Annotated in this window: 23 protein-coding genes; 13 read left to right on the top strand and 10 right to left on the bottom strand. The window is 62.7% G+C overall.

Going from position 1 to position 25,041, the window contains the following annotated elements; translation table 11 throughout:
- Nucleotides 1-45: 45 nt before the first annotated feature.
- A complete protein-coding gene (locus FJ948_RS20525) occupies nt 46-987 on the top strand; it encodes a LysR substrate-binding domain-containing protein (RefSeq protein WP_140707564.1) in 942 nt (313 codons plus the stop codon).
- Nucleotides 988-1,025: 38 nt separating this feature from the next.
- On the opposite strand, the gene FJ948_RS20520 is transcribed toward FJ948_RS20525, so the two are convergent.
- On the bottom strand, nt 1,026-1,502 hold the full coding sequence (locus FJ948_RS20520; protein ID WP_127327820.1) for an Lrp/AsnC family transcriptional regulator: 477 nt from the start codon (nt 1,500-1,502) through the stop codon (nt 1,026-1,028).
- A gap of 221 nt (nt 1,503-1,723) precedes the next feature.
- Between FJ948_RS20520 and FJ948_RS20515 the strand changes: the two genes are divergently transcribed.
- Nucleotides 1,724-3,049 (top strand): FAD-binding oxidoreductase, encoded by a 1,326-nt coding sequence (locus FJ948_RS20515; protein ID WP_140707562.1) that lies wholly within the window; start codon nt 1,724-1,726, stop codon nt 3,047-3,049.
- 41 nt (nt 3,050-3,090) lie between these two features.
- Here FJ948_RS20515 and FJ948_RS20510 read toward each other — a convergent pair whose 3' ends face one another.
- The 5 genes from FJ948_RS20510 to FJ948_RS20490 form a co-directional block, all read right to left on the bottom strand.
- A complete protein-coding gene (locus FJ948_RS20510) occupies nt 3,091-4,455 on the bottom strand; it encodes an FAD/NAD(P)-binding oxidoreductase (RefSeq protein WP_140707560.1) in 1,365 nt (454 codons plus the stop codon).
- Nucleotides 4,452-4,754 carry a (2Fe-2S)-binding protein gene (locus tag FJ948_RS20505; protein ID WP_140707558.1) on the bottom strand — a complete coding sequence of 101 codons (303 nt, stop codon included), beginning with the start codon at nt 4,752-4,754 and terminating at the stop codon, nt 4,452-4,454. Before FJ948_RS20505 ends, FJ948_RS20510 begins: the two co-directional genes overlap by 4 nt.
- Complete coding sequence (locus FJ948_RS20500; protein ID WP_140707556.1) at nt 4,751-6,736, bottom strand: hydantoinase B/oxoprolinase family protein; 1,986 nt, start codon at nt 6,734-6,736, stop codon at nt 4,751-4,753. Before FJ948_RS20500 ends, FJ948_RS20505 begins: the two co-directional genes overlap by 4 nt.
- A gap of 4 nt (nt 6,737-6,740) precedes the next feature.
- Nucleotides 6,741-8,819 carry a hydantoinase/oxoprolinase family protein gene (locus FJ948_RS20495; protein ID WP_140707554.1) on the bottom strand — a complete coding sequence of 693 codons (2,079 nt, stop codon included), beginning with the start codon at nt 8,817-8,819 and terminating at the stop codon, nt 6,741-6,743.
- 89 nt (nt 8,820-8,908) lie between these two features.
- Nucleotides 8,909-9,814, bottom strand: a complete 906-nt coding sequence (locus tag FJ948_RS20490; protein ID WP_140707552.1) for a LysR family transcriptional regulator — start codon at nt 9,812-9,814, stop codon at nt 8,909-8,911.
- Between the two features lie 115 nt (nt 9,815-9,929).
- Here FJ948_RS20490 and FJ948_RS20485 point away from each other — a divergent pair, with 115 nt between their 5' ends.
- The 4 genes from FJ948_RS20485 to FJ948_RS20460 all read left to right on the top strand — a co-directional run bounded on the left by FJ948_RS20485 (nt 9,930) and on the right by FJ948_RS20460 (nt 12,718).
- Nucleotides 9,930-11,051, top strand: a complete 1,122-nt coding sequence (locus tag FJ948_RS20485) for an FAD-dependent oxidoreductase (RefSeq protein ID WP_140707550.1) — start codon at nt 9,930-9,932, stop codon at nt 11,049-11,051.
- Between the two features lie 864 nt (nt 11,052-11,915).
- Nucleotides 11,916-12,125 carry a hypothetical protein gene (locus FJ948_RS20470; protein ID WP_140707546.1) on the top strand — a complete coding sequence of 70 codons (210 nt, stop codon included), beginning with the start codon at nt 11,916-11,918 and terminating at the stop codon, nt 12,123-12,125.
- Between the two features lie 13 nt (nt 12,126-12,138).
- A complete protein-coding gene (locus FJ948_RS20465) occupies nt 12,139-12,465 on the top strand; it encodes a hypothetical protein (protein ID WP_140707544.1) in 327 nt (108 codons plus the stop codon).
- Nucleotides 12,455-12,718, top strand: a complete 264-nt coding sequence (locus FJ948_RS20460) for a hypothetical protein (RefSeq protein WP_140707880.1) — start codon at nt 12,455-12,457, stop codon at nt 12,716-12,718. Before FJ948_RS20465 ends, FJ948_RS20460 begins: the two co-directional genes overlap by 11 nt.
- Nucleotides 12,719-12,926: 208 nt before the next feature.
- On the opposite strand, the gene FJ948_RS20455 is transcribed toward FJ948_RS20460, so the two are convergent.
- Together FJ948_RS20455 and FJ948_RS20450 are read right to left on the bottom strand one after the other, a co-directional pair.
- A complete protein-coding gene (locus tag FJ948_RS20455; protein WP_140707542.1) occupies nt 12,927-13,790 on the bottom strand; it encodes a plasmid partitioning protein RepB C-terminal domain-containing protein in 864 nt (287 codons plus the stop codon).
- On the bottom strand, nt 13,787-15,352 hold the full coding sequence (locus tag FJ948_RS20450) for a recombinase family protein (RefSeq protein WP_140707540.1): 1,566 nt from the start codon (nt 15,350-15,352) through the stop codon (nt 13,787-13,789). Before FJ948_RS20450 ends, FJ948_RS20455 begins: the two co-directional genes overlap by 4 nt.
- Nucleotides 15,353-15,579: 227 nt before the next feature.
- On the opposite strand from FJ948_RS20450, the gene FJ948_RS20445 reads away from it, so the two are divergent.
- A complete protein-coding gene (locus FJ948_RS20445) occupies nt 15,580-15,894 on the top strand; it encodes a YMGG-like glycine zipper-containing protein (RefSeq protein ID WP_140707538.1) in 315 nt (104 codons plus the stop codon).
- A gap of 88 nt (nt 15,895-15,982) precedes the next feature.
- Here the strand turns inward: FJ948_RS20445 and FJ948_RS20440 are convergent, their stop codons facing one another.
- A complete protein-coding gene (locus FJ948_RS20440; protein ID WP_224542474.1) occupies nt 15,983-17,173 on the bottom strand; it encodes an FAD-binding oxidoreductase in 1,191 nt (396 codons plus the stop codon).
- A 93-nt stretch (nt 17,174-17,266) separates the two neighbouring features.
- Here FJ948_RS20440 and FJ948_RS20435 point away from each other — a divergent pair, with 93 nt between their 5' ends.
- The 6 genes from FJ948_RS20435 (at nt 17,267) to FJ948_RS20410 (ending at nt 23,522) form a co-directional block, all read left to right on the top strand.
- Nucleotides 17,267-17,935, top strand: a complete 669-nt coding sequence (locus tag FJ948_RS20435) for an XRE family transcriptional regulator (RefSeq protein WP_140707536.1) — start codon at nt 17,267-17,269, stop codon at nt 17,933-17,935.
- 127 nt (nt 17,936-18,062) lie between these two features.
- Nucleotides 18,063-19,610, top strand: coding sequence for an ABC transporter substrate-binding protein (locus FJ948_RS20430; RefSeq protein WP_140707534.1), 1,548 nt, complete (start codon nt 18,063-18,065; stop codon nt 19,608-19,610).
- Between the two features lie 18 nt (nt 19,611-19,628).
- Nucleotides 19,629-20,645 carry an ABC transporter permease gene (locus FJ948_RS20425; protein WP_140707532.1) on the top strand — a complete coding sequence of 339 codons (1,017 nt, stop codon included), beginning with the start codon at nt 19,629-19,631 and terminating at the stop codon, nt 20,643-20,645.
- Complete coding sequence (gene ddpC, locus FJ948_RS20420; RefSeq protein WP_140707530.1) at nt 20,645-21,529, top strand: D,D-dipeptide ABC transporter permease; 885 nt, start codon at nt 20,645-20,647, stop codon at nt 21,527-21,529. Before FJ948_RS20425 ends, ddpC begins: the two co-directional genes overlap by 1 nt.
- Nucleotides 21,526-22,521, top strand: coding sequence for an ABC transporter ATP-binding protein (locus FJ948_RS20415; RefSeq protein ID WP_140707528.1), 996 nt, complete (start codon nt 21,526-21,528; stop codon nt 22,519-22,521). The genes ddpC and FJ948_RS20415 overlap by 4 nt, the downstream gene beginning before the upstream one ends.
- Nucleotides 22,518-23,522, top strand: a complete 1,005-nt coding sequence (locus tag FJ948_RS20410) for an ABC transporter ATP-binding protein (RefSeq protein ID WP_140707526.1) — start codon at nt 22,518-22,520, stop codon at nt 23,520-23,522. The genes FJ948_RS20415 and FJ948_RS20410 overlap by 4 nt, the downstream gene beginning before the upstream one ends.
- Here the strand turns inward: FJ948_RS20410 and FJ948_RS20405 are convergent.
- Nucleotides 23,519-24,988 (bottom strand): M81 family metallopeptidase, encoded by a 1,470-nt coding sequence (locus FJ948_RS20405; protein ID WP_140707524.1) that lies wholly within the window; start codon nt 24,986-24,988, stop codon nt 23,519-23,521. The two genes, FJ948_RS20410 and FJ948_RS20405, sit on opposite strands and share 4 nt — an antisense overlap.
- Nucleotides 24,989-25,041 lie beyond the last annotated feature (53 nt).

Genomic DNA, 25,041 nt, shown 5'->3' with positions numbered 1-25,041 from the left:
TCGTAGAAAGCTTGTAAATTGTTGGGGTGGCTATACCCTGGGCGTATGGCTGGTTTCGCAAAACTCGTTCCTTCCGCGCGCGGACTGCTTGTCTTCGAAGCTGCTGTCCGGTCGGGTAGCTTCACGGCAGCGGCGCGCGAGTTCAACGTCACGCAACCATCGATCAGCCGCAGCATTGCCCAGCTCGAGGCCGATTTTGGTGTTGCTCTTTTCACGCGGAGTCCTGCGGGGTTGACCCCGACCCCGGACGGACGTGCCCTCTATTCGGCGGTGCGGGAGGGATTTGACGGCATTGCGGAGGCGATCCGCAGGATCAAGCAGAACAGTGCTGCAAAGCCGGTGGTGACTCTTTCCCTTTCGAGTTCTCTGGCAACCTATTGGTTCGTTCCGAGGTTAGGGGCATTCAACACCAGGTTTCCTGACGTCGACCTGAGGTTCGAACTGATCGCGGGCGTTCTGCGAGGACCCGCCGAGACTGTCGACCTTGCCACGAGAATCCTGGCTGATGACGACACCCACTATCACCATTGGGCATTCTCGCCGGAGATCATCGTTCCGGTGTGCAGCCCATCCTATTTGTCGGCCCACGGCCGGCTGATCCATGCCGGAACCGGGGAAGGTCATGCCTTGCTTCACCTGACCGACGCCAAGGAGCAGTGGCTGGACGCCTGGGGCAGTGTGGCGGACCGCAAGACCAGCAGGGCAAAGTGGCTCGAATTCTCGGACTACGCGGTCGTGCTTCAAGCCGCGATGAACGGGGAAGGCGTGGCGCTCGGCTGGCTCAGCAACGTTTCAAGGGCATTGCTTCAGGGAACCCTTGTCCCGGCCTCGGACAGGCAGATCAAGACGGGTCGGATCCATCAGCTGATAGCGCCGCGCTCAAGGCCGGTACGGCCTGTCGTCTCCGATATCCGCGCCTGGATGATTGCCGAGATGCAAGCCGAATTGAAGGCACTGCACCCGATATTGCGGCCGGACGCCTTGTAGCGGGCCGCAGGCGACAAGCGCGGCGCGGTCGCCGCGGACTACCTCGGAAACAGGCTGGGCAGCGGCATGTGCGCCTTGACGATCGGCGACTTCAGCACCACGAAGCTGAAATACTTGTCGATGCCAATATCCATGTCGGTCAGCCGCTCCATGATGGTCTGGTACTCGGCGATGCCGGCGGTCACGAACTTCATCAGATAGTCGTAGCCACCCGACACGAGGTGGCATTCGATGACCTGGTCGATCTTCTCAACCACGGCGAGAAAGCGGGCGAAATCCACCTGGCGATGGTTCTTCAAGGTGATTTCGGTGAACACGGTCAGCGTCTGGCCGAGCTTGCCGATATTGATCTGCGCGGAATAGCCCTCGATGTAGCCCTCCGATTGCAGTCTCTTGACCCGCATCAGGCACGGGCTTGGCGACAGGTGCACCAGATCAGCCAGTTCCACGTTGGTGATGCGGCCATTCTTCTGCAACTCGTACAGAATCTTGATATCGATCCGATCCAGTTTCACTGTCGTCTCCGCAGAACATGCCGCAGCACAAAATGCTGCCTTGCTCATAGACATTGACACTACCACAGCCCGTTGGCCTGTCCATCCAAGCGGAGAGCGCTTTGAAACGCAGCGGTTCCCGATTTTGACTGCGTTGCCGGAATAAAATTCTGCTTCGGCCGCAACTGCGGCAGCGGCTGCCTGCGCAACGCGTTAAATTGGCGCGTCAAGGCAGAGAGACCATGCGCGCACCCCTACAGAAAATCGAGACATCCGGAGACCTGCCACGGAACGCGGACGCGGTGGTGATCGGCGGCGGCATCGTCGGTATCTTCGCGGCCTACTACCTGGCACGGCGCGGCATGAAAGTGGCGCTCGTCGAAAAGGGACGCATCGGCGCCGAGCAGTCTTCCAGGAACTGGGGATGGTGCCGCCAGCAGAACCGCGACGCGCGCGAGTTGCCGATGGCGACAAGAAGCATCGACCTGTGGGGCAGCTTTGCGGCAGAGACTGGCGAAGACACCGGCTTTCGCCGCTGCGGCCTGCTCTATCTCAGCAACGACGATGCGGAACTGGCCGGCTGGGTGCGCTGGCGTGACTTCGCTAAAACGGCTGGCGTCACGACGCATATGCTCGACGGCACCGAGGCCTGCGAGCGGGGCCGCGCCACCGGCCGGACATGGAAGGGCGGCGTCTTCTCGCCCACCGACGGCACCGCCGATCCGTCGCGGGCAGCACCCGCGGTCGCCCGCGCCATCCTCAAGCTTGGCGGCTCCGTGCACCAGAATTGCGCCGCGCGGGGTATCGAGACCGAAGGCGGCCGCCTGAGCGGCGTGGTCACCGAAAGCGGAACGATCCGGACCAAGATGGCTGTGCTGGCCGGCGGTGCCTGGGCCTCCTCCTTTTGCCGGCAGTTCGGTTTCCGTTTTCCGCAGGCGTCGATCCGCTCGTCCATTCTGTCCGTCTCGCCAGGCGCGGAAGGTCTGCCGGATGCGCTGCACACGAAAGGGATCTCGGTCACGCGTCGCGGCGACGGCGGCCACACGCTCGCCATAAGCGGACGCGGGCGCGTGGACGTTACGCCGCAGCAGTTGCGCTTCTCCTCGCAGTTCCTGCCGATGTTCCTGAAGCGGTGGCGCAGCCTCGCGCCTGGCGGCCTGCAGGGCATGCGCTCGGGTCACGAAACGCTCCGACACTGGCGGCTCGACCAGCCGACACCGATGGAGCGGGTGCGCATCCTCGACCCGGTTCCGGACCAGGCGACCATCCGCCTGGCCCACGCCCGGGCGCTCGAGCTGCTGCCGGCACTGCGCCAGACCAGGATCAGCGCGACCTGGGCCGGCTACATCGACAGCACGCCCGACGGTGTGCCTGCCATTGGCGAGATCCATATCGTTCCGGGTTTGTTTTTGGCTGCCGGGTTCTCGGGGCATGGCTTCGGCATCGGACCCGGCGCCGGGCATCTCGTCGCCGATCTGATGACCGGCTCCAAACCGATTGTCGATCCGCAATCCTATGATCCCAGGCGCTTCGACGCTTCGTCTTGGGGGAAGGTCGCCGACTTTTAGACGTGATACAGGCAGACATACCAGGTCGGCCCAGAATCGCATCAGCCGTCCCGCAGAAAGGCGCCGATAGGCGCCGGGCGGACAGGCGCTTGCCCGCGGAACCGACCGACAGCGCCAGGCGTGCAGCCGGTCTGCGCCGCGATGAGTTCGACGGCGGCCAGCTGACAATAGCGCCCCTGGCATCGCCCCATGCCGACGCGCGACAGCGATTTCACCCTGTTGGCTTCGGTACCGCCGAAATCAGTGCTCTGGCGTAGGGCCGCGGCGGTCACGTTCTCGCAGCGGCAGACGACCGCGTCGTCGGGGAGTGCCCGCGCCATCGCCGTCGGCCAGGGAAAGGCGCGAGCCAGGCCGCGGGCAAAGCGTTCGAGCCGTGCGAGTTTGCGCAAATCGGACGCGGTGGAGGGCGCTGGAAATCCGAGATCGGCAAGGCACGCCACCGCGGCAAGACGCCCCGCGATCTCCGCGCCGTCTGCTCCCAGAAGACGAACTCCATCGCCCGCAAGATAGGCTCCGTTGCCGGCGCGGCCCATCTCATCGGTCTTTGGCAGCCATTGCCGCCACTTCTCGTCATAAATGAAGGCACATCCCGCCAGGTCGGCGAGATGCGTCTCGGCCCGCAAGTGCCAGCCCACGCCTATCGTGTCGCATAGCGTGAGATGTTCCCTGCCGCCGGCGTCGTGCCAGCGGATCGCGGTGACACCTTTGCCGTCGGCCTCGATCCGTTCGAGCGTCACGCCGGCATGATAGCGGCCGCCGAGCCTCGCCCGCAGGGCTAGACCGCGCAGCGCGACCAGCGGCCGGGCGGCAAGTTCCCAGAGTCCCTGCATCTGCTGGCGCCGGGAAGAGGTGTCGAGCACCGCCACCACATCCGCTCCAGCCTTGACGAGTTGGGCGCCAACCAGCGTCAGCAAAGGCCCCGATCCGATCAGGACGATGCGCTGCCCCAGCGCCACGCCCTGCGCCTTCAGCGCGATCTGCGCCGCGCCAAGGCTGTAGACGCCGGCACTCTGCCAGCCCGGGACCGGAGCGACACGGTCGGATGCGCCCGTCGCAAGGATCAGGCGGTCATAGCTGACCAGCTGTACGCCGCCCTCCCCCAACACGTGCAGCCGCCCCTCCTGCAAGGCGATGACCGAGCTTGCCGCGCAATGGGTGAGGCGCCCCTCTTCGGCCAGCCGGTCGAAGAGGGCATGCAATGCGACCGCTTTCGCCGCCTCCGACCCGTAGAGCTGCTCCGGCGTGCGGACGAACCCGGCAGGTGGGCGGCGGTAGATCTGCCCGCCCGCGCGCTGCCCTTCATCGATCACCACCGGGTGGAGCCCTGCCTCGACCAGCATGGCCGCGGCCCTTATGCCGGCGGGACCGGCGCCGACGATCACGATCCGCGGCGAGGTCTCGCTCACGGCCAGCTCTCCGGCTCCGTTGTGCGCAACCGCATGCCTTCGGTGATCGGGGCCGAGCACGCGCGGATGCGCGATCCCTCGTCCTGCCATATCCAGCAATCCTGGCAGGCTCCCATCAGGCAGAACCCGGCGCGCCACTCGGGTCCGAACTCGGATTTTCGCAGCGCGTGTCCTGATGCCAGCATCGCGGTCAGCACGGTGTCGCCCGCCAATGCGCTACACATCTGTCCGTCGAGAAAGAAATGCAGCTGCGCCCGCCCGAATTCGGCGAGCCGGACGATGCGGCCGTCGGTGATCATTCAGCCGCCTCTCGCACCGGGCCAGGACGAGGCAGTTCCGGGAACCGTTCGCAAACAGCGTCGAACGCCTGCTGGACGCCTGCCGGCCCCGAACGCCCCTTCATGCGGCGGAAGATCTCCGTCTTGGTGAAGAACCGCCAGTGGATCGGCAAATCTCCCAGTATGGCCGTGAGCCGGTCATAGGCGGCCGGCGTCCACTGCGCTTCGTAGCCGTCGCGCTCCGGACCGAAATGGAAATGGCCGGCGGCAGGCGCCTGCCGCGCGCGCAATTGCCCCGTTGCCTGCTCGTCGATCTCGCCGCCGCGGATGACCACGCCATAGCCGTGCTCGGCCGCAGCCGGCGAGACATAGCCGCGCCGCACATCCTGCGCGACCCGCCAGGGTTCGCGTTGATGCGGATCGCCGCGCCCGCCGCCTCCGGCGGAGCGTATCTCAAGCACGTCGCCGGGCTGCAGCACAGTGGTGTCGATGTTGCCCAGCCGCCGCTCATGCTCGGTCCCTGGATTGACGATCATGTCCGACAGGCCGGCCGCCTTGCCGCCCAGCACGCCCCAGGGACGAAAGAAGCTGCGGTCGCGGTTGCGCGCCGTGATCCTGGAATCGGGGGCAAAGACACGGAAGGCCATTTCGGTCGCCAACCCGCCGCGCCAACGCCCCGCCCCGCCGCTATCCCTGGCGAGCCCGTATTTCACGAATTCGACCGGGGTCTCGGTCTCGGTGATCTCGATCGGCGTGTTCTTGAGATAGGCGGCATCCGCGCCCGATCCATTGGTTCCGTCGCGATGCGGCATCGCCCCGCCGCCGCCGACCACGGGATTCACCGCCGTGATGACGGTCCGGTAAGTGCGCTCGTCCGTGGTCATGACATTGACGATGCAGTTGTTGCCGGCCGGAGCTGCTGGCAGGCGCTCCGGCACCGTTTGCGAGAAGGCGCCGAAGATAACCGACCGCAGCCGGGCGCAGGTGAGCGAGCGCATTCCCACGGCGGCGGGGTGTACCGGGTTCAGCACGGAGCCCCGGGGCGTGATGCAGGTAAACGGCCGGGTAAGGCCGGTGTTGAGCAGGATCTTCGGGTTGAGCGTGTAGAGCACGTAGTAGACGCCAACCAGCAGCATGGTGTGTCGCGGGTCACCGCCCGAAGGCACGTTGAGCGAGGAGCCGAGCTGCGGATCGGAGCCGGTGAAGTCGAGCACCGACTCGTCGCCCTTGATCGTCAGCGTCAGCTTCAGCCGGCACGGATTGGCCTCGACGGAATCCTCATCGGCATAGTCGCAGAAATCCCATGTGCCGTCGGGCATGGAGCGCAGCACGTCGCGCGCCTGCGCTTCCGCCTGGTCGAGAAGAGCGGAAACGCCTTCGATGAAGCCTGCCTTGCCGAACTTCCTCACCATTGCCTGGATCTTGCGCTCGCCGGTGTTGAGCGCGCCGACCAGCGCCTTGATGTCGCCGATGTTGAGGTCGGGCTTGCGCACATTGGTGCTCATGATCCGCAGGATCGTCTCGTCGAAGACGCCCTCTCTCACCAGCTTCATCGGGGGAAAGCGGATGCCTTCCTGATGGATTTCGGTCAGCGCCCGGCTGAGCGAAGCCGGCACGGCGCCACCCATATCGGTGTTGTGGATATGCCCGCCGGTCCAGGCGACGATCTCGCCATCGACGAAGACCGGCTTCCAAAGATGCGTGTCGGGCGCGTGCGTGGCGACGTGCCCGGAATAGGGATCGTTGGTGAAGGCAATATCTCCCGGCCGGTAGTCATCGACCATGGCGATCGCGCGGTGATACGAAAGCCCCGGATACCAGGTGGCGCCGAGCTCCATCGGCACGGCGAAGGTCGCGCCTGAACGGTCCATCAGCATCACGGTAAAGTCCTGCGTCTCCTTGACGAAGGCGGAGTGCGCGGTGCGGTGCAGCGTGTGCGCCATGTTCTCTGCGGCCGCGCGGGCATGGTTCGCCAGAACCTGAAGGTTTGTCCGGTCAAACAAGGCATCACTCCGGGAAGGTCAGCAAAAGGTTGAGAAGGCGGTCGACCCTTGCCTGCGCTCCCGCGGGAATGGCAAAGGTGGTGTCTTCCTGAACGACCACGGCAGGCCCGTGAAACATGCTTCCCGGCACGAGGGCTTGCCGGTCGTGGAGGTCGACAGTCTCGACGCTCGCTCCCGTGTAGACGGAGAGCCGGCGCGCCGGAATGGCCAGAGCATCGACCTCGTCGATTTCCGGGAAGGAGAGTTTCGGCCCTGCGCCTATGGCCGATAGCCGGACATTCACAAGTTCGATCCCGCCCTCCGGGTCGTGGAAATCGTAGAGCCGCTCATGGGTGAGGTGGAAGGCCTGCGCGATGGCGGCCACATTGCCCTCCGCCAGCCATTCCGGCTGAAGGACGACCTCGATCTCATAACTCTGCCCGACATAGCGCATGTCGCAGGTGAGACTGAGCTCCGCCGCCGCATCGTGCCCCTGCGCCGCGAGCCAGTCGCGGCCCTCGCGCGCCAACGCCTCGAAGGCTTCGCGAATTCCGGCAAGCGCCACGCCAGACAGCGGGCTGAAGATGGTGCGAATGAAGTCACCGCGCAAATCCGCCACCAGTCCGCCCAGCGCCGACACCACACCGGGCCGGCGGGGCGCCATGACGCGCTTCATGCCGAGTTCGCGGGCAAGGAATGCGCCCAGCATCGGCCCGCCGCCGCCGAAGGGCATCAGCGTGAAATCGCGCAAGTCCACGCCGGCGCGCGAGGCAAGCTTCTCGACCTCGACGAACATCTCCGACACCGCGATGTCGAGGATCGCCTGCGCGGTGTGCTCGATGGGGCGGTCGAGCCGGGCGGCAAGCTCGCCGACCGCGCGATGCGCCAGGCCGGTGTCGATCCGCAACTGGCCATAGGCCATCTCGCTGTGACCGAGCCATCCGCACACCACCATGGCGTCCGTCACCGTCGGCCTCTCGCCGCCACGACCATAGCACGCCGGTCCTGGCGTCGAACCGGCCGATTCCGGTCCGACCCGCAGCACACCTTGCGCATCGACACTGGCGATCGAGCCGCCGCCGACACCGATCGAGCTTACCGACACGGAGGGGATATGGAGCGGAAATTCGCCGATCAGTTCGCCGGTGCCGAATTGCGGCTCGCCATCGATAATGAGCGCGAAATCGGCCGAGGTCCCGCCAATGTCGAGGGTCAGGATCCTGTCCTCTCCGGCCTGGCGCGCCAGCCACGAGGCGCCCATGACACCGGAGGCTGTCCCCGACAAAAGCATGTTCACGCAGGCGCGCTTGCCTTCGGCAGCGTTCATCAGCCCGCCATTCGATTTGGTCAGCATGGGGCGGGCGGGTACACCGTGGTCCTTCAGCCGCTCTTCCAACGCCGTCAGATAGCCGGAGACGCGCGGATGGACATAGCCGTTGAGGATGGCGGTCGAGCTGCGCTCATATTCACGGATGACCGGCCAGACCTCGGCCGAGGAGAAGACGAACAGGTCGGGCGCAAGACGCGTGATCCTCGCCTTCACCGAAGCTTCCTGAGCGGCATTGCGCCAGGAATGGAGGAAGGACACGATGATGCCTTGCGCTCCGTTCGCTTTCGCCACCGCCACCGCCCTTTCCACCGCCGCCATGTCCGGCGCCCGGGACTCGCTGCCATCGGCACGCATGCGGGCCGGAATGCCGAAAACCATGTCGCGCGATATCAGCGGGTCCGGCCGCGAGCAGAACAGCGAATACATGTCCGGCATGCGCAGCCGCGCCAGTTCGATGACGTCCTCGAAGCCGGCATTGGTGAACAGTGCCAGCGGTGCGCCCTTGCGCTGGATGATGGTGTTGATGCCAACGGTCGTACCGTGCACGAAGCGCGTCATGCGGGCAGGATCAAAGCCTTCACGCTCGGTCAGAAGCGTGAGGCCCGTCATCAGTTCGGCACCCGGATTTTCCGGCGTCGTCAGCACTTTCAGCGAGGCGACGCGCCCCGAATTTGCTTCGAGCGCGCAGAAATCGATGAATGTGCCACCGATATCGACGCCGACCTTCCAGTCGGCTTCGTTGCTCGCCTCGTCCGCCACGATGGCACCATCCATGATGCGTCCCTTCCTGTCTGCCAACCAAAGCTGACACGACAGGATGGCCAGGGTCCAAGACGTATGACGAGCGGGACTATAAGTCTTGCTTATGCCCTTGCTCTGTCACCGCCCAGCACGGCGGAACAGGCCGCGCGGACTTGCTCGCGCATCATCTCATCGGCCCGCGAAAGCGCCCGGGTGCGCGAGGTCAGCAGCGCGATCGGAAATTCCGGCCCCGCCGCGAGCGGCCTGACGGCAAGCCCGGCAAACTGGTGCCATGGCAGCAGCGCGTCGACGAGCGCGACACCCAGGCCGGCCTGGACGAAGCCGACGGCCGAGATGGAGACGTCGATCTCGAGCGACGGCGAAAGCACCACACCCTGCGCGCGGGCAGCGTGGGTCAGTTCGTCGGCGGGACGGGTGTTTGCGCGATAGGATATCAACTCTTCGCCGGCGAGATCGGCGAGCGTCAGCTCGGTCTTCCCGGCCAACGCATGCCCCGTGGGCAGCAGGCATGAGAAGCCGACGCTGCCGATCACTTCCGCGTCGATATCGGGAGGCAGGCGGTCGTCCATGGCGACGCCGAGGCTGGCATCGCCGGCGCGCAGCATGTCGATGATCGCGGCGATCGGCGCCATGTGGGACCGTAGCAAAATGTCGGGATGCTGCGCCCGGAAGCTGGTGAAGGCGCGCGGCAAGATCGCCATGGACGGCGGCGGCGAGGCCGCGACCCGCACCAGCCCCGTCCGGCCCAGCCGAAGGTCGGTGGTCTTGCGGCGCAAGCCCTCCAGCCCCGCCGACAGCCGCTCGGCATCGGCGAAGATCTCGAGCGCCTCCGGGGTCGGCCGCAGCCGGCCCTTGACGCGCTCGAACAGCGTGAAGCCGAGTTCGTCCTCGGTGTGGATCACGATCTGGCTCAAAGCGGGTTGGGAAATGTTCAGCATCCGCGCCGCGGCGGTCACGGTGCCCGCGCGCATGACGGCGATGAACACTTCGAGCTGACGGGCCCGCATTGCCACTCCATAGGTTCGGCTTATGGCTGTTGTCCAAACTCATCTTTGACGCAATGAAGCGGTGCCGACAAGATCGGCGTCTTCAGGGAGTATCCGCTCCGCACAAGGAATAACCATGGACGTGATCGTGCTGGGCGGTGGACTGATGGGGACGGCTTCGGCCTATTTCCTCGCGAGGCGCGGCGCGCGCGTGACGCTGGTCGAGCGCAAGCGGATCGGCACCGGGGCGACCGTCGCCTCCTTCGGCAACATCCGGCGTACGGGGCGCCATCTGTCCCAGCTTCCGCTGGCCGACCGCTCGCTCAGGCTGTGGGGCGAGGCTGAAGAGATGCTTGGCCGCGACGTCGAGTTCCGCGCCACCGGCCATATCCGGCTGATCTTCGATGAAGGAAGCCTTGCCGATATGCGGGCCTATGCCCAAGCCGCGCGGCCGTGGGGGCTCGAGCTGGAAGAACTCGGCCCGCGTGAGATCCGTTCCCGGTTTCCCGGTCTCGGCCCTTACTCGATCGGAGCGTCGTTTTCTCCGCAAGATGGCAGCGGCAATCCACGGCTGATCGCACCCGCCTTTGCCGAGGCGGCCCGCAAACTGGGGGCGCAAATCATCGAGGGAGCTGAGGTCGAGAAGATCACCCACACGGGTTCTGGTTTCCTTGTCACCAGTTCGAAGGGTGCATTCGCCGCCGAGTGCCTGCTCAACACCGCCGGAGCCTGGGGCGCGCGCATTGCCGCACAGTTTGGCGAAGAGGTCCCGCTCGACGCCCGCGGTCCGCAGATGGGTGTGACCGAGCCGCTGCCGCATCGGATTCTGCCGGTGGTCGGCATCTGGACGCGCGACAAGGACCATGGCGCCTATTTGCGTCAGGTCGAGCGGGGCAACATCGTTTTCGGCGGCGCCGCCGAAAGGGTGTCGGTGAACCTCGAACCCGGCCATGCGGCCGCCGATCCCATGCGCCTTCCCCTGCAATTGCGCGCCGTGGCGCGGTTGTTGCCGGCAATCGCGCGGGTCGCGGTCATCCGTACATGGTCCGGCTGCGAGGGCTATATCAGGGACATGCTGCCGGTCATGGGCCGCTCGGCAACGACGCCAGGCCTGTTCCACGCCTTCGGCTTCAGCGGACATGGCTTCCAGCTTGGTCCGGGCGTGGGCGACGCCATGGCCGAGCTCATCGCGACCGACCGTTGCGAAACGCCGCTCGACGATTTCATGATCAACCGCTTCAGCCGCGCTGCTGCATGATGGTTACAGAGAAGAATCGGGTCGCACGAAACGGTTGTAACGCGGTCATCCGTAGCTCTATAACCCTGGACAACACTCAATGCGTTGCAGTTCCCGCTCGCTCATCGATGACCGGTTTTGGGATCAGTGCTTTGCTGCCCTGAACGTATATGAGAGGCGCAAAGCTTCCGTTCAAAAAGTAGCACACTTGGAGTCGTGCTGACGCGCTATGGCGCACTTGCCAGAAGTCGATGGCCAATTGTAGAACCGTCTGACGTCCGGGTTGGGGCCGCTTTCGGGTGCCGTGCCATCCTAATATCGGCAAGTCGCCTAACTCGGATGTCCTGCCGTTCCCGAGCCGACAGGTTTTGCGTCTCGGCGTGCATGTACTCGTTCTTGCCGCATCGCTTGCAGCTCATTTTGTTCCCGACCAGCTCGGCCTCGATGTCCCCAAAGATTCCCTCAGGTCACTCGGCTGATACCAACGTTTGACGTTACAAGCCCGCATCTGACAAGCACGAGTTGACCAGTCTCATGGGCATTGCTGAGCTTCCACTCGCCACCACGCTTTCGTGTTCCACCAGTGTCAGGCATGACCCCAAAATAGGAACTCATTCCTCTCCTGGTCAATCCGCTCTTGACATTTTTGTTCTCTTTCTGTTCACTGCAAGCTTGGAACATTTGGAGTGATCGGCATGGACCACATTGTGCATTGAATAGCCGCCAGGAGGCTGCCCTCCAGGCCCATGCCGAGGATTTCATTGCCGTGCACAAGGGTGATGTGATGAAGGCGCTTAAGGAAATGATCGTGCTCAACGGGCACCTTCAGGAACGACTTGATGCACTCACTGCACAGCGCAGGGCAGCCCGTTAGGAGATATTGCGATGGCCACGATGCATCTCGATTCCGATTCCAAGGCCGACCTACATGCCGAAGCGGAGAAGCTTATAGGCCGCTACGAGAGCCCTCTTGAGACCGTGAAGGCGCTCATGGCCTACAACTATGAGCTGGAAACCCAAATCCTCACCCTCGCCCATCGGCATCCTGGGCTGGTGGCAATCAGCTTTGACCCTACGCCACCCGTGCTTGGATGAGGGACCCCGCTCGATGCACGACCTTATCGCTTTTATTGGCGGCAACACGGCGCTGGTTATCGCTAACCCAGTAGCGTTCGCTACTTTTGCCGCGTTGTTTGGCGGCGGAGGATTTGTCGTCGGACGCTATTTCTTAACGGAGCGCATTGCAAATCTAGAAAGCCGAATTGCGCGCCGCGACGAGGAAATCACAGACCTCAAGGCCAAGCAGAAGACGGCAGAGCCGGAAGCCTCCACGGCCACAGTGCCACTGTTCGAGATGACTGAGGTTCTCCCCCCTGCACCGCTCAACTTCAACCGGCTTCTAGTCCAACGGAGAGATGACGTTCATGCCGGATAACTTACAGCCTCAGCACAAGGCACCGAAACTAATCGTCGTCACCGCCTTCGACCGCGATGAGACAGGCGACCTTCAGCCTGTGTTTGGGCCAGCCGAGCAGCAGACCGAGGATCGCGCGATTAGGACCGCAAAGGGATTGGCGGGAAAACATGCTGGGGTCATTGCGTGGTCACGCGATGCCAACCCTTCGCTTGGTGAATACGGTGAGCCGACAACACTCTTTGTAGGAGGCGACGTGCCGGACATGGAGTGAGTGACGGTTGATCAGCACCCCCTCAGGCTCCACTGAGGTTCTCCTCAGGAAGCAGCAGGGGGCGCAGGAGACCTCTTATCTGCCACTTCTTCTCTAGCCCGATGCTCGAATGTGTTGCCATTGCAGTCAAGCTCAGGCGCCCCGTAACCCATGATGCGATACCACTTTCAAGCTGCGGGTGTTGCGAGAAGGTCATCGACTTGACAACTCAGAAGACAAAATGGGGGCGCCTTAACCCGGTTTTTCCTGGTTGGCTCGTCAAAGCTTCCTGACCGGCTGGAATGTCCAGTACCGTTTGAAACCTTGCGAGATGCTGCGGGAAATCCCGCGCAAGGTGTCTGACCACCCGTCCATTGTCCAAGAGCCGGTCGAGATATAGCCTCGCCGCCGTCAACTCCAGCGCCCACATGCCACGAAGGCTGGCGCAGTAGAGGAATTCTTCGTTCAACAACTCAAGTTCGCCTTCCATGATGGCAAGATCGTCGGCTGTCACCCCGACAAACTTCTTTCTCGGCCTGGAAGGGTCCACCAACTGCGACGCCGGGGTAAGCGTTGAGAGGAGCTGCGCATAGTGGAAGCTCACTCTCTTTAGGGCAATCATGAGCCTTGCCGCTTTGAGCTGCCTTTCCGGAACCATCTTGCGCAAGGACGCGAAGACTTGGGGCGGCACCCTCCAATCCTGCAATAGCTCGATGACTTCGGGAGAAACACCATTGACCAACGGCCTTGGCGCGGGACTCTCCACAAGCAGGTTCAAGGTAGGTCCTTCGATCAGGGCCTTCGGCACAGAAGCCAGGCTTTCGGCCGACAGCAGGCGACGAAAGGATTCCTGTTTGATCGGATATCGAAACACCTCGGCAATCGTCTCCAGTAGCTTCCGGGAGATAGTCGCTTCGGCGATCATGTCCCGCGTTCTTCGGCATTCATCCTGATAGGTCTTGCACAGCCAGGGACCGGTGAACCATCTGTTGGGCTCGTGCATCGTTTCCAAAAGCGCCGCGTGTCTTGTGCGGCTGTTTTGCAAAAGCCGGTCGGCCGCTTCCAGGCCCAGAACCTTGCGGCGCTCCTTCATGTGGCGTTCCCGACGAATTTTCGCTCAGCCAGGGCAACGAGCGGATCCAGCGATGGGAAAAGAAACGCATCCAGCTTCATTCCATCGTTGACATGAAAATCTCCTTTGAACCCGGCAATTTCATTCATCGGAGCAATCAGGTAGTCGCGAATGGTCAGATTGCCTGGCTGCATTCGGATCAAGACGAAAATATCCGACTTGGCTTCTCGAACGGCCCTCGAAGACCAGCGCGGGAAGGCGCAATGCGAAACGCGGCACCTGGCGATTGCGAGTGCTACAGTCGACTCGCCGTTGATGCGGATGTTCTCCGTTTCAGGATCCTGGGAAGCGCGGCCGCCTGCCTGTTCGATCGCGACCTTGAGGTCTTCCAACGCGCCATGGCGGATAGCCTTGAGCCGCGCGCCAATATCGATGAAATAAGACTTTCTGGGCGGCAGGCAACCGATCAGCTTGTATGCGCCGAGCAGACCTCCGAAATGGGCGCTGTAGCGATAGGCCGACGGGCATTCGGGCGCTGCGTTGATGATGCCCCATGACAGTTTCCCATGCCGCTGGTGGAGCTTTCGCAGGGCTGCCAGCATCTCTTCATCGCTCATGCGGAGATAAAGCGATTTCAATATTTGCTGGGCTCTGTCGAATAATTGACGACTGATGATGGGCTCAAAGGCGTTGTCCGCTCTGACCCATTGTTCCGGGGGATTGTACGCAACTTTGGTTTTCAGCTTCGTGCAGCGCCTGTTCCAGACGTTGTTGCCGATATATTTCTCATTGGTCAGGACGCGGCGTACGCTGTGGGTCTTCCAAGGCCGACCGAAGTCGTTGAGAATTCCCCGGTCATTCAGATATTTTGCGATTTGAGGCTCGCTTTTGCGGGACCTGACGAACAGGCGAAAGATCAAACGAACGGTAGCTATCTCTTCCGGTGGCCCGGGTACGATGATCACCCGGTCTGTCTGGAAGTTCTTGTGTTCATAGCGGGCGAGGATGAGTTTGGGCTGTCCGAACTGGTCGACCATAAGGCGCCTCAGTCCGAGCCCCTGGATGCCGCCGACGTGGAAGCCCATGCGGGCCATCCTGACCTGGCCCGAGAAGACCCTCTGTGACAACATCCGGCTGTACTCTGCGGCCATGCTACGCTTTATGGATTTGAGGACATCGGATCCTACGGTGCCATCGTTCGCGAATTGCTCGGCGCAAAACTCGATCCGCACGCCCGCCATCTGACATCGATATTCGTAGGAAGCGCTTTCATCGACGCTCTGGAACCGGCCCCATCTGCTGACGTCGTAGACGACGACCGTCTCGTAGTCGGCCAGTCCGTGTTCAATGTCGAACAGCAGCTTCTTAAGGCCGGGCCGGCCTTCCATGTGCAACCCGCTACGTCCGGGGTCTGCATAGGTTGCGACGATGTCGTACCCCATGAGCTCGGCATAAGCGCGGATCGCATCTTTCTGATTCTCAAGGGAATAAGCCTGGTGCTCTGTGGACATTCGTACGTATTGGGCCGCGCGCACTCTGCGCCTCTCCTTGGGAGGTTCGCGAGCCGCAGCAACCTTGTCCATCGCCTAGCACCATCAGGACGAACGGAAAATCTAGCGCGTACCGCATGGCAATTCCAGTCAATACTGGGTCGAAGCGTCCGTCCGGCCAGCTTTCCGCTTTGAAACCATGGCTTTCAATTACCGGGAAACCTTGAATCACTTGGTGAGAAGGCGCGCCGCCGTTCCGCCGCAATGCAATCTCACTTGGCTGGTCATCGGCCCGCGTGGCCTCAAAGGAGGTTCTTCAGATGCTACTCAAGAAAGCGATTTTGGCCGTCCTCATGACCGCAGCGCTCGCCGGCTGCGAAACGCAGACCGAAGGCCAGCAGCGCGCCACCACCGGCGCCCTGCTCGGCGGCGCCGGTGGCGCCCTCGTCGGTCAGGCGATCGGTGGCAACACCAAGAGCACGGTTATCGGCGCGGCCAGCGGCGCGCTGCTCGGCGCCGTCGTAGGTTCCGCCACCACCCCGCAGCCCCGCGGCGAACAGATGTGCCGCTACCAGGATCGCCGCGGCATCTACACCGCTCCCTGCGACGACCGTTATTACGACGGCAATTACTGATCGCCGCTGATCGGCTTCGGCTCCAGAGAAGTAGGCTTGACAAAACCCGGTCGCGGTATTGTGTCCGGCAACATGGTGGCGTCGATTGTCATTCGGAAATTGCTCCTCGAAGGCGCGCGGGTGACAAAATGTCGGGGTCGGCGCCTTCGACAGCAAATGTGTCAGGCATGGCGCTCGCGGCCACCAGCCCTGCGGTCAGCTGACCGAGCGCGGGAGCGGTCTGGATGCCGTAGCCGCCTTGTCCGGCCAGCCAGAAGAAACCTTCAACTTGGCTATCCCATCCGACGGCCGGCGTCTTGTCGGCAAAGAATGACCGCAATCCGGCCCAACTGCGTGAGATGCGCGTTACCGGCAGGTCAGCGGCCTGTTGAATGCGGTCGACCGCGATGGCGATGTCGATCTCTTCGGGCTGCGCATCGCCAGCTTCGCTTGGCGTCTCGTCGGCTGGCGAGAGCAACAGCATTCCCGAAGATGGTTTGAAATAGAACATCTCGTCGACATCGATTACGCCTGGCCAATCCCTGGCGTTGACGCCGGGCGGCGCATCGACAAGCATCGCGGTTCGTCGTTTCGGCACCAGCCCAAGCGGCGTGGCGCCGGCCATGGCAGCCACCTGGTCCGCCCAGGCGCCGGCGGCGTCGACAAGGATACGCGCGTCAAAGACGCCGACCGGGGTCGTCACAATCCAGGTGCCGCCGACACGCTCGATCGCCTCGACCCGTGCGTTGGTGACGATCCGCGCGCCGTGACGGCGTGCGCCCCGCAAAAAGCCTTGGTGAAGAGCGTCGACATCGATGTCCATCGCCGAGTGATCGAGATACGCAGACCCGATGTAATCAGGTCGCAGGATTGGAATGACCGATCGGGAAGCGTCGGTGTCAAGCCAGTCCAAGGGCGCCGCCGATTCCGTGGACGTCTCGGCAAACAGCGCCTGCAGTCTTGGCCTTTGCGCGTCCGTGCCGATGACCATTACGCCGCGAGGAGTCAGCAAAGGGACATCACAGAAGCCGGAGGGCGGTTCAAGTAAGAACTGGCGGCTGGCGCGGGTGAAGGCGCGGATGGCGGCGTTCCCGTAGCCCTCGCTGAAGAGGGCGGCGGAACGTCCTGTCGTGTGCATGCCGCAATGGGCTTCGGCTTCAAGCACGGTCACTCGACTACCAGACGCCAGGAAGAAGGCCGCCGAAGCGCCAGCCATGCCGCCGCCGATGATAAGAACGTCCTGCATTGCCACTCTCAAACCAAGCGCCGGCAACCAAGCAGAAGATTTCCGATCGGTCAAATATCTTTCCTATGATAAATGCGTCATCGCCTGCGAGTCGACTTTGCCCGGTCTCAACCCTAAAGTGCGGCCAACGTCAAAAAGGGGTGCGCCATGAGCGATTCGAAGCCAAGTCTGGGGGAATGCCTCAAAGAGCTGCGGCGGGAACGAGGCTTGACGCTGACGCAGGTCAGCCAGATGTCGGGCCTGGCCATCTCGACCTTGTCGAAAGTCGAGAACAATCAGATGTCGCTGACTTATGACAAGCTGCTTCAGCTTGCCCAAGGGCTGAAGGTCGACATAACTGAACTCTTCGGCGTCAAGAAGGCCAGCGCATCTCCCATAGCTCACGGCGCGCGGGCGGTAAGCCGGATCGAGGACGGCCGGATCGTCGAAACCCCCAATTATGTCTACCGTTTCCTATGCACCGAGCTGTCGCGCAAGGAGATGATCCCGATGCTGGGAGCAATCACCCAGCAGAGCATCGACACCTTCGGCGAACTGATCAGTCATCCCGGTCAGGAGTTCACATACGTTCTTGAAGGCGAAGTCGAATTGCATACCGATGTCTATGAAACACTGAGGTTGAAGACCGGAGAGTCGGTTTATTTCGAAAGCACCATGGGGCACGCCTATGTCAGCGTCGGCGACAAGCCTGCCCGGATCCTATGCGTGTGCACATCGGCATCTGGCCAATCGGAGCAGACATTGATCAAGGGCGTCCAAGGCATGCGGCTCGATGACGGCCAGCAGCCCCGCGAAGCTGAAATGACACTTGGCTAATTAGAAAAATATCTTTCCTATCCGAAAAATCGGCTTGCCATCCCGAATGCGGATGTTAGCGTGTGCGAAATGCATCCTTCGGGCCATCCCGTCGAGGTGCAAAACACAAGCTCGAGGGGAGCGCATCATGTTGTTACGTCGCCTGCCGACCCTTGCGGCATTCGCCGCGCTGGCCGTCTTCACCCACACCGCACCGGGCTGGGCCACCGACAAGGATGTTCTGGTTATCGACAAGGCCGAGGATCCGCCCACCGCCGACCCAGGTGTGGAGGTCTCCAACAACGGCTATACGCTGATCTTTCCGGCCTACGAACGTCTGGTGAAGTACGACGGCGCCAAGACCGACGTCATTCCCGAGCTTGCCGAGAGCTGGACCATTGCGCCCGACAATCTCAGCTGGACGTTCAAACTGGCGTCGGGACACATGTTCGACGATGGCTCGCCGGTCGATGCCGCGGCCGTCAAATATTCATTCGACCGCGTCAGGAAGCTGGCAGCTGGCCCTGGCGACATGTTCCCGACCGTCAAAGATGTTGTCGTCGTCGACCCGCAAACCGTGAAATTCGAACTGTCGGCGCCATTTGCGCCGTTCCTGTCCGCGCTCGCCACGTCGGCCGGCTCGATCATCAATCCGAAAGCGCAGGACCACGCGGTCAATGGTGACGATGCGCGCGCTTGGCTGGCCGAGCACAGCGCCGGCAGCGGGGCCTTCAAGATCGCGAGCTGGGAGCGCAACCAGCAGATCACGCTCGATCCCAACCCGCATTTTGCGGGCAAGGCTCCCGCGTTCAAGCAGGTCATCTTCAAGATCGTGCGCGAGATGTCGGGGCGCCGGTTGCAGCTGGAGAACGGCGACGCCGATCTCATCGACCAGGTTCCGGTCGATCAGGCCGAGGCGATGAAGACGAGCGCGGGGGTGGCCATCGAGAGCAATCCCAGCCTCTATGTCATTTACCTCTATCTGAACAACAAGAAGGCGCCCTTCGACAATCCGAAGGTCCGTCAGGCCATTTCCTATGCCGCCGACTACAAGGGCCTCGTCGATGGCGTCATGCAGGGCCAGGCCGAGCAGATGCGCGGGGCTGTCCCGGACGGCATGTGGGGCCATGACCCGCAGGGCATGCAGTACACTTATGACCTGGAGAAGGCCAAGCAGCTGCTTGCCGAGGCTGGTGTTTCCAATCTGCACATCAGCTACACCTATTCGCAGGCGGACTCCGCGTGGGAGCCGGTGGGTCTCGCGCTACAGGCTTCGCTCGCCGAAATCGGCGTCACGCTGGACATGAAGAACGTCGCCGACACGACCAAGCGCGAGCTGGTCGCCAAGGGCGATTACGACATCGCGACCGGCGCCTGGACGCCCGATTTCGCCGATCCCTTCATGTTCATGAACATCTGGTTCGATCCCACCAAGATGGGCGCACCCGGCAACCGCGCCTTCTACGAGAACCCGAAGGTCACCGACCTCATCACCAAGGCGCTCCAGACGGTCGATCAGAAGGAGCGCGAGAAGCTCTATATCGACGCGCAGAAGATCACCAACGAGGATGCGCCTTACGTCCTTCTGTTCCAGAAGAACGACATCTTCGCCATGCGATCCTCGGTGAAGGGATATGTCTACAATCCCATGCTGATCCAAGTCTACAACATCGCCGATATGTCGAAGTCTGAATAAGAAATCGGCGCCGAAGGTATGCCGCTTATCTCAACGATCCTTCGGCGCCTGGTCCTGCTGGTCTTCGTCGTGGCCGGTGTGGCTGTCGTCACGTTCACGATTTCGCATCTGATCCCCGGCGACCCGGCACAGCTGATTGCCGGGGACAAGGCGTCCGCCGAAACGCTGGCGCATGTGCGCCAGGACCTTGGCCTGGACAAACCCGTCACCCAGCAGTTTGTCATTTACGTCAGGCAGCTCCTGTCGGGCGATCTCGGCCAGTCCTTGCGCACACGACGTCCGGTTGCCGGCGACATCGCACTGTTTTTGCCCGCCACACTTGAGCTCGGCATCACCGCGCTGGTGATGGCGATCATGATCGGCGTGCCGCTCGGCGTGCTTTCGGCGATCTACAAGGACGGTCCGATCGACCAGGCAGCGCGCGTCGTTTCCGTTGCCGGCATATCGATGCCGGTATTCTGGTTTGGACTGGCTCTCATTCTGCTGTTCTATGTGAAGATACCCATCCTGCCCGGCAGCGGCCGTATCACGCTTGGCATCGCGGCCCCAGTGCGCATCACCGGCTTCTTCCTGGTCGACTCTCTTGTAGCCGGCAATATGAAGGCCTTCTGGTCTTCGCTCTATCATCTCGTCCTGCCGGCCTTCGTTCTTGCCTTCGCCAATCTGGGCATCATCACGCGTCAGATACGGGCTTCGATGCTGGACGTCCTGCAGGAGGACTATGTCAGGACCGCACGTGCCAACGGCCTGTCGCGTTCGGCGGTCATCCTGCGGCACGCACTGCCCAACGCCCTGATCCCGTCGGTGACGCTGCTTGGTCTGGCCTTCGGCGACCTGCTCTATGGAGCGGTGTTGACCGAGACGATCTTTGCTTGGCCGGGCATGGGCAGCTACGTCGTATCGTCCATCCAGACGCTCGATTTTCCAGCCATCATGGGCTTCACCATCGTTGCCTCGCTGGGCTACGTGCTGATCAATCTGGCGGTCGACCTGACCTATATGATGCTCGATCCACAGATCAGGGAACTCGGCTGATGGCGGTGGATGGGATCGGCGCACCGCGGCAGGCTGTATCGCGGTTTCGCGAGGGCCGCTTGTGGTACCGCGTGAAGGGAAGTCCCCTCACCCTGGTCGGCGCTGCGATAGCGCTGGTGGTGTTGTTCGTCATCATCGCAGCGCCTCTCCTGGCACCCTATCCGCCCGACAAGATCTCGCTGTCGGCGAGGCTTGCCGCGCCAAGCCTGCAGCATGTCTTCGGCACCGATGAGGTCGGGCGCGACCTGTTTTCGCGGGTGCTCTTCGGAGCTCGTGCATCCTGCGGCATCGCCTTTGCCATCGTCATTCTTTCGACCGTCATCGGCTCGATCATCGGCTGCCTCTCCGGCGTCGTCGGCGGCATAGTCGACACCGCCATCATGCGGTTGATGGATGTCTTCCTGGCGCTGCCCGCACTGATCCTCGCCATGGCACTGTCGGCGGCATTGGGGCCAAGCCTCTTCAACGCCATGCTGGCCGTTGCCGTGGTACGGGTGCCCGCCTATGTCAGGCTGGCGCGCGGGCAGACGCTGTCCTTGCGCAACCGCACCTATGTGAAGGCATCGCGCAGTTTTGGCGCCTCGCCTGCCTATCTCTTGCGCTGGCACATTCTGCCCAACGCGCTATCGCCTATTATCGTCCAGGCAACGCTTGACCTTGGCGGCACCATCTTGACGGCGGCAGCCCTCAGCTTCATCGGGCTCGGTGCACAACCGCCAACTTCAGAATGGGGATCCATGGTGTCGAGCGGGCGCAATTATTTCCTCGACCAGTGGTGGTATATCACCTTTCCGGGCCTCGCCATCCTGATCAGCGCCATGGGCTTCAATCTGCTTGGCGACGGATTGCGCGACATGCTCGACCCGAGGCTGGGTGGACGATGAGCGAACCGTCTGGCGATGTCCTGCTCGAAATCTCCGATCTGTCGCTTGTGTTCCGCACCTCTCGCGGGCCGATCAAGGCGCTGAATGGCGTCAGCCTCAATGTCCGCGCCGGCGAGATTGTCGGCATTGTCGGCGAGTCCGGCTGCGGCAAGTCGGTGACTATGATGGCGGCGACACGGCTGCTGCCCAAGGGCAGCGCGCACATCACCGCTGGCGGCATCCGGCTGTTTGGCAACGATCCCATGAAGCTCAGCGAACGCGAGCTCCAGCATGTGCGCGGAAAGCTTGTATCGACGATCTTCCAGGAACCGATGAATGCGCTGAACCCGACCCGGCGGATCGGCGAGCAGATCGTCGAGATCATCCGCCGTCACCAGCGCCTCGACGCCAAGGCCGCAACTAGCAAAGCCATAGGCCTGCTGCGCGACATGCTGATCAGCGAGCCTGAACGCATCATGCAGGCCTATCCGTTTGAGCTTTCCGGGGGCATGCGGCAGCGTGTCCTGATTGCCATGGCCTTCTCGTGCGAACCAAAGCTTATCATCGCCGATGAACCGACGACGGCACTCGATGTCACCGTGCAGGCGCTGATCTTGAGCCTCATCAAGCACAAGGCGGCAAGCACCGGCACGGCGGTTGTTTTCATCTCGCACGACATGGCCGTGGTGTCGCAGCTTTGCGACCGCCTTTACGTTCTCTACGCTGGACGGGTCGCGGAAGCAGGCACGACCGCCTCGGTGCTGGCAGCGCCAGCGCATCCCTATACGCGCGCCCTGATCCGCTGCCTGCCGGGGCTTGTCGCACCCAAACAGCCGCTGGAACAAATCCTGGGCACCTTGCCCGACCTGCTTGACCCGCCCGCTGGCTGCCTTTTCAAAGCTCGCTGCCGCGAAGCCGATGAACGCTGCAAGGCGGTGCCGCCGCTTGCCGCGATAGGTGCTGCCCGGCGCGCCGCCTGCTGGCGCCGTATCGAGGAGACGCAATCCGCGTGACCGAGCCGCCTCTCCTCTCCGTTGAAGACCTGGAAGTCCGCTACCGCGTCACGTCGGGCTGGTTCGGCGGCTCCGACGTTCATGCCGTCAACGGCGTGTCGTTCAGTGTGGCTGAAGGCGAGACGATCGGCATTGTCGGCGAATCGGGTTGTGGAAAAACCACGCTTGGCCAGGCAATCCTGGGTCTGACCGATATCTCCGCGGGCGCGGTCAAACTCAGGGGGACGGAACGCGATCGGGCACGGCGCACCCAGATCCAGATCATCTTCCAGGATCCGCAATCCTCGCTTGATCCGCGCCTCCCCGTCTGGCGCCTGATCACCGAGCCCCTCCACATTCGCGGTGGTTATGCAAACAAGCAACTGATCGACCGCGCGAGCGAACTCGCCGTCTCGGTCGGCTTGCGGCCGGAGCACGTCGATCGCTATCCCCATGAGTTCTCGGGCGGCCAGCGCCAGCGCATCGCGATTGCCAGGGCGCTCGCCGTCGAACCGGCGCTGCTGGTCCTCGATGAGCCGACCTCCGCGCTCGACGTGTCGGTGCAGGCGCAGATCGTCAATCTGCTGCTGTCGTTGCAGGCGCAGCGCAAGCTCTCTTATGTGCTCATCTCGCATGACGTGTCGCTGGTGCGTCACGTGGCCGATCGTGTCGCCGTCATGTATCTCGGCCAGATCGTTGAAGAAGGTCCGACGCTCGACGTGCTTGATGCGCCAAGCCACCCCTATACCAGGACGCTGCTCGATGCCGTTCCGCGTTTCGACCGTCCATTGGCCTCAATTGCACCGCGCGCCGGCGAGTTGCCGAGCAACCGCACGCTGCCGACCGGTTGCTTCTTTCGGGAGCGATGCCCGTCTGCGACGGCCGGCTGCGAGCAGCCGCAGCTTCTGGTCGCGGCCGACGGCTTGCGAAAGGTGCGTTGTCACCTCGTCACAAACGTCCACGGGATGGGCCGGCCGCGCTCAGCGCCGCGTCCGGCCTTCCCCAGCGATGCGACGGCTTAAGCCGCCTCTGTGGCGAACGGGTCTTCTACCTTGGGCCAGTAGGGCGTCTTGAGCTTCGTATAGGGTATGGATGCGAAGTTCGGTTGGGTCGCACCGGGCGGCGCGCAAAACAGGATGCGCCTGGCGATCGGGGCGAAGCCTGCCTGGAAGTGATAGTTCGACTTCACGATGATGATGCGTTTGCGTGCGGGATCAAGGCCAAGTGCGGTCATGCATTCGGGATGGAAGACCTGCGTGCGCACGGTGTTGATGACCAGGTCGATGCCACTGTCTGTCGTGACCCAGACAGCGTCGCCGAGCGGCCACGGCATGGTGCCGAAGCGCTGCGTCAGGTCACGTCCAAGGCCCTTCACGGTAACGCGCAAATCCACCGGCATACCGGAAAAGACGCCGCATTTGCCACCGACGCGAAGGTCGATGGTTCCGCCAACGCCTGCCTCGACGCAGAAGCGGTAGGCGATCGGGTCCCAATACATGGCGCTGGCGACGTTCGTGATGCCGCGCTCGACCAGTCGCCGCAGGATGTAGGTTGAATCGCCAGGCGCGCCGCCTCCGGCATTGTCGGACACATCGGCAATCACCACCGGCCCTTCCAGCTCGGCGAGCGCGAGATCGAGCGCCTCGTCGATGCCGAGGAAGTTAGGGCTGAGTTCGTGGCGAAGGGCAAAGAGTTGTCTGCCGAATTTCTGCGCTGTCCTTTCGGCCAGCGCCGTGTCGCCGTCAGTCACAACCAGCATCCTGGCGCCGACATCCTCGACATCGCCGTGAGGGAAGCCGTGCCCGAGAGAGACAGACAGGATGCCGTCCTCCTTCTCGGCTGCGGTCATGGCATCGACAAACCCGCGCATCGGCTCCTCCTGCACCCGAAAGGTGCTTATCATGCGGCAGTCGTAGAGCGCCATGACCGGCCGAACCTTGCCTTCCACTGTGTCGACGATGATGCGGTAGAGCTCGCCGGCGCGGTCCATGATATCGGTGTGAGGATACTCTTTGTAGGCGACGATCGCGGTGGCGCTGTCGACCATCTGCCGAGTTGTGTGGCAATGCAGATCGAGTTCGGCGCCAACGGGGATGTCGGGGCCAACAACGGCGCGCACATGGGCCAGAAAGTCGCCTTCCGTATCGTCATAACCTTCCGCTACAAACGCTCCGTGCAAGGCAAGCAGGACGCAATCGACGGGCATGGCTGCCTTCAGCTCGGCCAGAATCTCGTCGCGGAACTGCTCGTAGACGTTGCGGATGGTGATGCCGCCAGGCTCGGCGCACACGCAAAGGCTTTCGATGATCTCATGCCCATCTTCCTCGCCGCGCTGGCGCCAGACGAACAGCTGGCATGAAGGCTCGTTGAGCGCCTTGCTGGTCGCGTCGCCGCGCGCGATCCCCATTTCCTCGAAGCTATTGTAGCCCGTGGGAATGGGCGCGAAGGTGTTGGTCTCCGTATCCATCCCGGCTATGAAAATCCGCATCGTGCCCTCTTTCCGTTCTTTCGTTTAAGAAAAAGTCTTTTCTCATCATCAAA

Origin of the sequence: Mesorhizobium sp. B2-3-12 (genome assembly GCF_006442205.1) — a bacterium.
GTDB lineage: Bacteria > Pseudomonadota > Alphaproteobacteria > Rhizobiales > Rhizobiaceae > Mesorhizobium.
Note: the sequence above shows the minus strand (reverse complement) of the source record. Positions and strands in the feature narration are given on the sequence as shown.

What these genes read in the sequence shown, in the direction of transcription:
- FJ948_RS20525 (WP_140707564.1), top strand. Translation starts at nt 46, where the DNA reads ATGGCTGGTTTCGCAAAACTCGTTCCTTCCGCGCGCGGACTGCTTGTC.
- FJ948_RS20515 (WP_140707562.1), top strand. Translation starts at nt 1,724, where the DNA reads ATGCGCGCACCCCTACAGAAAATCGAGACATCCGGAGACCTGCCACGG.
- FJ948_RS20505 (WP_140707558.1), bottom strand. Translation starts at nt 4,754, where the DNA reads ATGATCACCGACGGCCGCATCGTCCGGCTCGCCGAATTCGGGCGGGCG.
- FJ948_RS20495 (WP_140707554.1), bottom strand. Translation starts at nt 8,819, where the DNA reads ATGGATGGTGCCATCGTGGCGGACGAGGCGAGCAACGAAGCCGACTGG.
- FJ948_RS20490 (WP_140707552.1), bottom strand. Translation starts at nt 9,814, where the DNA reads ATGCGGGCCCGTCAGCTCGAAGTGTTCATCGCCGTCATGCGCGCGGGC.
- FJ948_RS20485 (WP_140707550.1), top strand. Translation starts at nt 9,930, where the DNA reads ATGGACGTGATCGTGCTGGGCGGTGGACTGATGGGGACGGCTTCGGCC.
- FJ948_RS20470 (WP_140707546.1), top strand. Translation starts at nt 11,916, where the DNA reads ATGGCCACGATGCATCTCGATTCCGATTCCAAGGCCGACCTACATGCC.
- FJ948_RS20465 (WP_140707544.1), top strand. Translation starts at nt 12,139, where the DNA reads ATGCACGACCTTATCGCTTTTATTGGCGGCAACACGGCGCTGGTTATC.
- FJ948_RS20460 (WP_140707880.1), top strand. Translation starts at nt 12,455, where the DNA reads ATGCCGGATAACTTACAGCCTCAGCACAAGGCACCGAAACTAATCGTC.
- FJ948_RS20455 (WP_140707542.1), bottom strand. Translation starts at nt 13,790, where the DNA reads ATGAAGGAGCGCCGCAAGGTTCTGGGCCTGGAAGCGGCCGACCGGCTT.
- FJ948_RS20450 (WP_140707540.1), bottom strand. Translation starts at nt 15,352, where the DNA reads ATGGACAAGGTTGCTGCGGCTCGCGAACCTCCCAAGGAGAGGCGCAGA.
- FJ948_RS20445 (WP_140707538.1), top strand. Translation starts at nt 15,580, where the DNA reads ATGCTACTCAAGAAAGCGATTTTGGCCGTCCTCATGACCGCAGCGCTC.
- FJ948_RS20435 (WP_140707536.1), top strand. Translation starts at nt 17,267, where the DNA reads ATGAGCGATTCGAAGCCAAGTCTGGGGGAATGCCTCAAAGAGCTGCGG.
- FJ948_RS20430 (WP_140707534.1), top strand. Translation starts at nt 18,063, where the DNA reads ATGTTGTTACGTCGCCTGCCGACCCTTGCGGCATTCGCCGCGCTGGCC.
- FJ948_RS20425 (WP_140707532.1), top strand. Translation starts at nt 19,629, where the DNA reads ATGCCGCTTATCTCAACGATCCTTCGGCGCCTGGTCCTGCTGGTCTTC.
- ddpC (WP_140707530.1), top strand. Translation starts at nt 20,645, where the DNA reads ATGGCGGTGGATGGGATCGGCGCACCGCGGCAGGCTGTATCGCGGTTT.
- FJ948_RS20415 (WP_140707528.1), top strand. Translation starts at nt 21,526, where the DNA reads ATGAGCGAACCGTCTGGCGATGTCCTGCTCGAAATCTCCGATCTGTCG.
- FJ948_RS20405 (WP_140707524.1), bottom strand. Translation starts at nt 24,988, where the DNA reads ATGCGGATTTTCATAGCCGGGATGGATACGGAGACCAACACCTTCGCG.